1 protein-coding gene is annotated in these 448 nt (G+C 70.3%); it reads right to left on the bottom strand.

The features are described 5' to 3' along the window. On the bottom strand, positions 1–383 hold a 383-nt coding region (locus tag RNC47_RS36835; protein ID WP_311605229.1), incomplete at its 3' end, for an ESX secretion-associated protein EspG. Between the last annotated feature and the right edge of the window lie 65 nt (positions 384–448).

Here is a 448-nt window from a genome sequence, read left to right as displayed (position 1 = left end):
ATGATGCTGACCCCCACTTGGGTGGTGACCCGGTGGCCGTCGCGGTGCTCTCCGGCGACGATCTCGACGTAGGTACGCCGTCCGTCGAACACCGATTCCACGATCGGCCGGGCCGAGGCCGGGACACCGAGGAATCCCAGCACTTCGACCAGCGAGGTGCCGTTGCGGATCTGCTCGTCGGCGCGGGCACCGGCCGCGGCCGGGAGCGCGAACTCCTCGAACCGCGCCGGCCTGCGTTGCGACAGACCGGCGGTGAGCACCGGGACCAGGGCGTGGGGGTGGTGGATGTCCATCTCGGTGAACGTCACCAGTTGCGCGTTGCGCAACACCACGACAGTCCGGCCGGACGAACCACCCGACCGCGCCACGATCCCGCGCAGCAGATCCCCCGGGCCGGAGACAAACCGCAGGTCAAGCCATTGGGCCGCCCGGCAAGCCAGCCGAACCC

Source organism: Streptomyces millisiae, assembly GCF_031845425.1.
Taxonomy (GTDB): domain Bacteria; phylum Actinomycetota; class Actinomycetes; order Streptomycetales; family Streptomycetaceae; genus Streptomyces; species Streptomyces millisiae.
Note: the sequence above shows the minus strand (reverse complement) of the source record. Positions and strands in the feature narration are given on the sequence as shown.